The organism is Enterobacter cloacae complex sp. IR5441, assembly GCF_049238215.1.
Taxonomy (GTDB): domain Bacteria; phylum Pseudomonadota; class Gammaproteobacteria; order Enterobacterales; family Enterobacteriaceae; genus Enterobacter; species Enterobacter hormaechei_C.
Window position 1 is genome coordinate 25,660 of sequence record NZ_JBMKIA010000036.1, and the last position, 6,014, is coordinate 31,673.

Here is a 6,014-nt window from a genome sequence, read left to right on the forward strand (position 1 = left end):
ATCTTACAATTTTTCAAAATTCATTGAAATCAATAAGTTCTATGAATTATTGTAGAGCATCTACTCTTAAAAATGGCATTACCTTCAACTGACTGGCTAAACATGCGACAATGAGCGGCAAGAACGGCTTATTTTTTTCGCAAAATCAGGATATTAACTGCCCATGAAGGGTAAATACAAAGCCGCAATCGCGCTATTACTGCTGCTATTTCTTGTGCCGCTGACGCTGCTGATGACGCTCGCCCAGTGGGTACCCACGCTCGCCGGGATCTGGCTCCCCGTTGGAACGCGCATCGCGTTTGAAAAAAGCCCACGGCTCACGCGTCACGCCCTGATCATCCCCGATCTCCGCTATCTGGTAGAAGAGTGTGAAATTGCCCGCGTGGAAAACGTGACTCTGTCACACCCCAGCCGCTGGGATCTGGATATTGGCGCACTTGAACTTAACTCTGTCTGCCTGAGCAAATTACCGCAATCGGCGCCATCTACGGTGGCGCCGAAAACGCTGGCGCAGTGGCAGGCCATCCTGCCCAACACCTGGCTGACCATCCATCGCTTTACCCTTTCTCCCTGGCAGCAGTGGGAGGGTGAGCTGCATGCCTCACTGACGCCAGCCCGCCAGGACATCACCTATAACGGCAAGCAGGTGAGCATTAAGGGGCAGTTGCGCGGCCAGACCCTCTCCATCAGCCAGTTCGATGTGCAACTGCCGGATCAGCCGCAGCCCGTGAAGCTGGTCGGTGAATTTACCCTGCCGCTGGTGCCGGACGGCGTGCCGGTGAAAGGGCATACGGTCGCGACCTTTAACGTGCCACAGTTATCCTCGCTGGTCGATGCCGATCTGGACTGGGAGGACAATCAGGGCCAGCTGGTGGTCATGGCGCGGGACAACCCCGATCCGCTGCTCGATTTACCGTGGCAGATCACCGCTCAGCAGTTGACCATCAGCGACGGACGCTGGAACTGGTTAGCCTCCGGCGTGCCAATGAGCGGACGCGTCGGGCTGAAAGTGGATAACTGGCAGCAGGGGCTGGAGAAAGCCACCTTCACGGGGCGGCTCAACGTGCTGACCCAGGGGGATGCGGGTAAGGGCAACGCGGTGCTGAATATCGGTCCCGGCTCGCTCAGTATGGATAACAGCGCTATGCCGCTGCACCTGAGCGGGGAAGCCAAGCAAAACGATCTGATCCTGTATGCCAGGCTCCCGGCGATGCTGACCGGCAGCCTTTACGATCCGCAGCTTACGTTTGAACCCGGCGCTTTATTGCGCTCGCGCGGGCGCATCATCGACTCGCTGGATATCGATGAGATCCGCTGGCCGCTGGCGGGCGTGAAGCTCACGCAGAAGGGCGTGGACGGCCGCCTGCAAGCCATTCTGCGGGCGCATGAAAACGAAATGGGCGATTTTGAGCTGCATCTGGACGGCCAGGCTAACGACTTTTTACCGGACAACGGTTTGTGGCAGTGGCGCTACTGGGGGAAAGGGAATTTCACGCCAATGAACGCGCGCTGGGATGTCCGGGGAACCGGGGAGTGGCGCGACAACGTTATCGAACTGACCGATCTTTCCACGGGGTTCGACAAATTGCAGTACGGTACGATGCTGGTCAGCAAGCCGCGCCTGGTGCTGGATCACCCGGTGCGCTGGTCGCGGGACCCGGATAACCCCACCTTTAGCGGCGCGCTCGCGCTTAACGCCGGGCAAACAAGCTTTTCAGGCGGAAGCGTGCTGCCGCCGTCCGTTTTGACCTTCAGTGTTGACGGGACAGACCCGACGGTGTTCCAGTTTAAAGGGAACCTGCATGCGGACGACATCGGCCCGGTCCAGGTGAATGGACGCTGGGACGGCGAACGCCTTCGCGGTCAGGCCTGGTGGCCAAAACAGTCTCTTACGGTGTTTCAGCCGCTGATCCCGCCAGACTGGAAAATGACCCTGCGCGGCGGCGAAATGTACGCGCAGGTGGCTTTCTCCGCGGCTCCCGATCAGGGGTTTGAGGCCGGGGGGCACGGGGTGCTGAAAGCGGGCAGCGCGTGGATGCCGGATAACGAGATCAACGGCGTAGATTTTGTTCTGCCGTTCCGCTTAAGCCAGGGCACCTGGTCGCTGGGCACGCGCGGACCGGTAACGTTACGAATCGACGAGGTGAAAAACCTGGTCACAGCCCGAAATATCACCGCGGATCTCCAGGGCGATTATCCCTGGACCGAAGCGAACCCGCTCCTGCTCACCAACGTGAAGGTGGAAGCGCTCGGCGGGAAAATCACCATGCAGCAGTTGAGAATGCCGCAGCACGATCCGGCTTTACTGCGCGTGGATAATATATCCTCCAGCGAACTGATAAGCGCGGTGAATCCGAAGCAGTTTGCCATGTCCGGCCCGGTGAGCGGCGCGCTGCCGTTCTGGCTGAACAATGAAAAATGGATCATTAAAGATGGCTGGCTGACCAACCCGGGGCCGATGACGCTGCGCATCGACCAGGACACGGCGGATGCCATTGTGAAAGACAACATGGTTGCAGGGGCGGCGATCAACTGGCTCCGCTATATGGAAATTTCGCAGTCGTGGACAAAACTCAATGTAGATAATCTGGGTGTGTTAACCATGCAGGCGGCCATTAAAGGCACCAGCCGCGTCGAAGGTAAAAGCAGTTTCGTAAACCTGAATTACACCCATGAAGAGAACATTTTTACCCTCTGGCGCAGCCTGCGCTTTGGGGACAATCTGCAAACATGGTTTGAGCAACATGCGGCGATACCCCTTCTCCGCAGTTCGACAGGCAAGGAAAGTGAGGAACAACAATGAAAAAGAGGGCTGGTGTACTCACCGTGGCCGTCGTCGCGCTGCTATCAGGCTGCACGCCGCGCATTGAAGTGGCGGTGCCCAAAGAGCCGATCACCATCAACATGAACGTGAAAATCGAGCATGAAATCCATATCAAGGTGGATAAAGACGTTGAAGCCCTGCTGAAATCCCGCAGCGATCTGTTCTGAGGATGTCATGAAACGATTTGCTCTGATGTTACTGGCGCTGGGGATGAACGTTCACGCCGCCACGCTTACGCTCAACGATGCGCGTGCCCAGGGGCGCGTAGGGGAAACCCTGAGCGGCTATCTTGCGCCCGTTCAGCACGACGCTGAAACCCTGGCGCTGGTGAACCGTATCAACGCCGCACGCACGGAAAGTTACCAGCAGCTGGCTGACAGTAATAATTTACCCGTCGACGAGGTGGCGAAAATGGCGGGACAAAAGCTGGTGGCCCGCGCGCAGCCGGGTGAGTACGTGAAGGGAATTAACGGCAAGTGGCTGAAAAAATAGCTAGCGGTAACGCCTGCGGTATTCGCCCGGCGAAACCCCGAAACGCTGCTTAAAGGCGGTGGAAAAATGGCTATGGTCGGTGAAACCCCAGCTGTAGCCAATCCCCGCCAGCTTTTCGTCATCGCTGATGGAACGCAGCGCCTGAGCGCATAAATCGAGGCGACGGTTCTTAATATACTGCGCTACCACCAGCCCTTTCCCGGCAAACATGCGGTACAAGCTACGCACGGACATGCCGCTCTCTGAAGCTATCCACTCCGGTCTTAACGCCTCCGACTGAATATGATCATCAATCAGGGACAGAACGTGGCGGAACTGACGCTCCTTGCGCGGCAGCACCTCGTCACGCTGCTGGAAGGCCGGACGCAGCAGACACACCATCGCCTCAAGCGCCGCTTCGCTTTCACTGGCGCTGAGATCGGCATTGCCCATGCTCTCCTGTAGCAGTCGGTAGCTCAGCTGTACGGTAGGCAGACTGCGGGAGAGGGGCAGCGCGCACCTCACTTCCTGAAAACGCGCGTGTTGCTCAATGATTTGTCGCGGGAGCAGCAGCGAAATCTGGCGGGAACGCTCCTGCCAGTAAATGGAGCACGGGCGGGAGGCGTCAATCAGCGTGATATCCCCGGCTTTCAGCATCGCGCGCTGGTCGTCCTGTTCGATTCCGGCGCTGCCTTCCAGCTGAAACACGGTGTAGAACCAGGCGTCGTTGCCGTTTTTGATCTCCTGACGGGTGCGAAACAGGTTAACGCCTGCGGCGGTCACCGTGCTCAGCTTCAGACTTTGGGTGTAGCTGGTTTCCAGCTCGCCGAGAAACGCCCCCTCTAACGGACGTGCCGCAAAGCGCCCACAAACCTGGTTAATTTGCGCCAGCCACTGCTGAAAATTGTCCTGTTCGCTTGCACACGCCATTGATGTTCTCGCTGCACCGTCACTGTTTTCGCATTGTTGCATTTATGTTGCATTTTGTCAGGGCTACGAGGCTGACTATAGGAAAGAACACTCAACGGTTACAGCGATATAAGCGGGAATTATCACGATTTGCGGACCCTGTCACAGCTGGCAAAGCGAATGTCACACAGACAAAAGCAGGAATGCGAATCCCCTCTTAGACTGCATACACACCCTGCGAAGCATAACGAAGGAGTATTCTATGTCCGAATCACATGTCGCCATCCTGCCGGGCGTGCAGCAGTTTTTAGATCGCCAGCACGGCCTGTGGATCGAAGGGCGTCAGGCGGCATCCGATAGCGAAAAGCGTCTGAACGTCTATAACCCGGCGACCGGAGAGGTTATTGCCTCTACCGCCGATGCCAGCGTCGATGATGTCGATCGTGCGGTGATGTCTGGCTGGCGCGCCTTTGTCGCCCGAAGCTGGGCCGGACGGCTGCCGGCAGAGCGGGAACGCATCCTGCTGCGGTTTGCGGATCTGGTGGAACAGCATGGCGAAGAGCTGGCACAGCTCGAAACCCTGGAGCAGGGGAAATCGATTAACATTTCCCGCGCCTTCGAGGTGGGCTGCACCCTGAACTGGATGCGCTACACGGCAGGGCTGTCCACCAAAATTGCCGGTAAAACCCTCGATCTCTCGATTCCACTGCCGCAGGGCGCGCGTTATCAGGCGTGGACGCGTAAAGAGCCGGTGGGAGTCGTGGCGGGGATTGTGCCGTGGAACTTCCCGCTGATGATTGGCATGTGGAAAGTGATGCCCGCGCTGGCGGCAGGTTGCTCCATCGTGATCAAACCGTCGGAAACCACGCCGCTCACCCTGTTACGGGTGGCGGAACTGGCGAGCGAGGCGGGGATCCCGGAGGGTGTGTTCAACGTGGTGACCGGCAGTGGCGCCGTCTGTGGCGCGGCGCTGACCTCGCACCCGCGCATTGCCAAAGTGAGCTTTACCGGTTCGACGGCGACGGGCAAGCAGATTGCCCGCGCGGCGGCGGACACGCTAACGGGCGTGACGCTGGAGCTGGGCGGCAAAAACCCGGCCATCGTGCTGAAAGATGCCGATCCGGCGTGGGTGATTGAAGGGCTGATGACCGGCAGCTTCCTGAACCAGGGGCAGGTCTGCGCGGCCAGCTCGCGCATTTATATTGAGGCTCCGCTGTTCGACACGCTGGTCAGCGGGTTTGAACAGGCCGTGAAATCCCTCAGCGTCGGGCCGGGCATGTCGCCGGAGGCGTTTATCAACCCGCTGGTGTCGCGCGCCCACTGCGATAAGGTTCAGGCGTTCCTGGATGAGGCGAAGGCGCACAATGCGGAGCTGATCGCCGGGAACCGGGGCCCAGACGGCAAAGGCTATTACGTTTCGCCAACGCTGGTGGTCAACCCGGATAATCATCTGCGACTGACGCGTGAAGAGGTCTTCGGGCCGGTGGTGAACCTGGTTCGTGTGGCCGATGGGGAAGAGGCGCTTCAGCTGGCGAACGACACTGAATATGGCTTAACGGCCAGCGTCTGGACGCAGAACATCAGTAAAGCGCTGGCGTATACCGACAGGTTACAGGCCGGAACAGTGTGGGTGAACAGCCACACGCTGATAGACGCCAACCTGCCGTTCGGCGGCATGAAGCAGTCCGGCACCGGGCGCGATTTCGGCCCCGACTGGCTGGACGGCTGGTGTGAAACCAAGTCGGTGTGTGTGCGGTATTAAAAAAAACGCCGGGTGACGGCTACGCCTTACCCGGCCTACGGGATCGAG

Annotated in this window: 5 protein-coding genes; 4 read left to right on the top strand and 1 reads right to left on the bottom strand. The window is 58.6% G+C overall.

Translation table 11 applies throughout. The features are described from left to right. Nucleotides 1–163 precede the first annotated feature (163 nt). Genes ACOTX5_RS22940 through ACOTX5_RS22950 form a run of 3 tightly spaced genes read left to right on the top strand, consistent with a single transcriptional unit; the run spans nt 164 to nt 3,316 of the window. A complete protein-coding gene (locus ACOTX5_RS22940; protein ID WP_045911704.1) occupies nt 164–2,803 on the top strand; it encodes a YdbH family protein in 2,640 nt (879 codons plus the stop codon). Continuing rightward, nucleotides 2,800–2,991 (top strand): YnbE family lipoprotein, encoded by a 192-nt coding sequence (locus ACOTX5_RS22945; RefSeq protein ID WP_045911705.1) that lies wholly within the window; start codon nt 2,800–2,802, stop codon nt 2,989–2,991. The genes ACOTX5_RS22940 and ACOTX5_RS22945 overlap by 4 nt, the downstream gene beginning before the upstream one ends. 7 nt (nt 2,992–2,998) lie before the next feature. Further along, the gene (locus tag ACOTX5_RS22950; protein WP_023296550.1) at nt 2,999–3,316 is read left to right on the top strand and encodes a YdbL family protein; all 318 of its coding nucleotides are present in this window, start codon (nt 2,999–3,001) and stop codon (nt 3,314–3,316) included. Here the strand turns inward: ACOTX5_RS22950 and feaR are convergent, their stop codons facing one another. Continuing rightward, nucleotides 3,317–4,225, bottom strand: coding sequence for a transcriptional regulator FeaR (gene feaR, locus ACOTX5_RS22955; RefSeq protein ID WP_015570600.1), 909 nt, complete (start codon nt 4,223–4,225; stop codon nt 3,317–3,319). A 241-nt stretch (nt 4,226–4,466) separates the two neighbouring features. Between feaR and ACOTX5_RS22960 the strand changes: the two genes are divergently transcribed. After that, complete coding sequence (locus ACOTX5_RS22960) at nt 4,467–5,966, top strand: aldehyde dehydrogenase family protein (protein WP_045911706.1); 1,500 nt, start codon at nt 4,467–4,469, stop codon at nt 5,964–5,966. Nucleotides 5,967–6,014 lie beyond the last annotated feature (48 nt).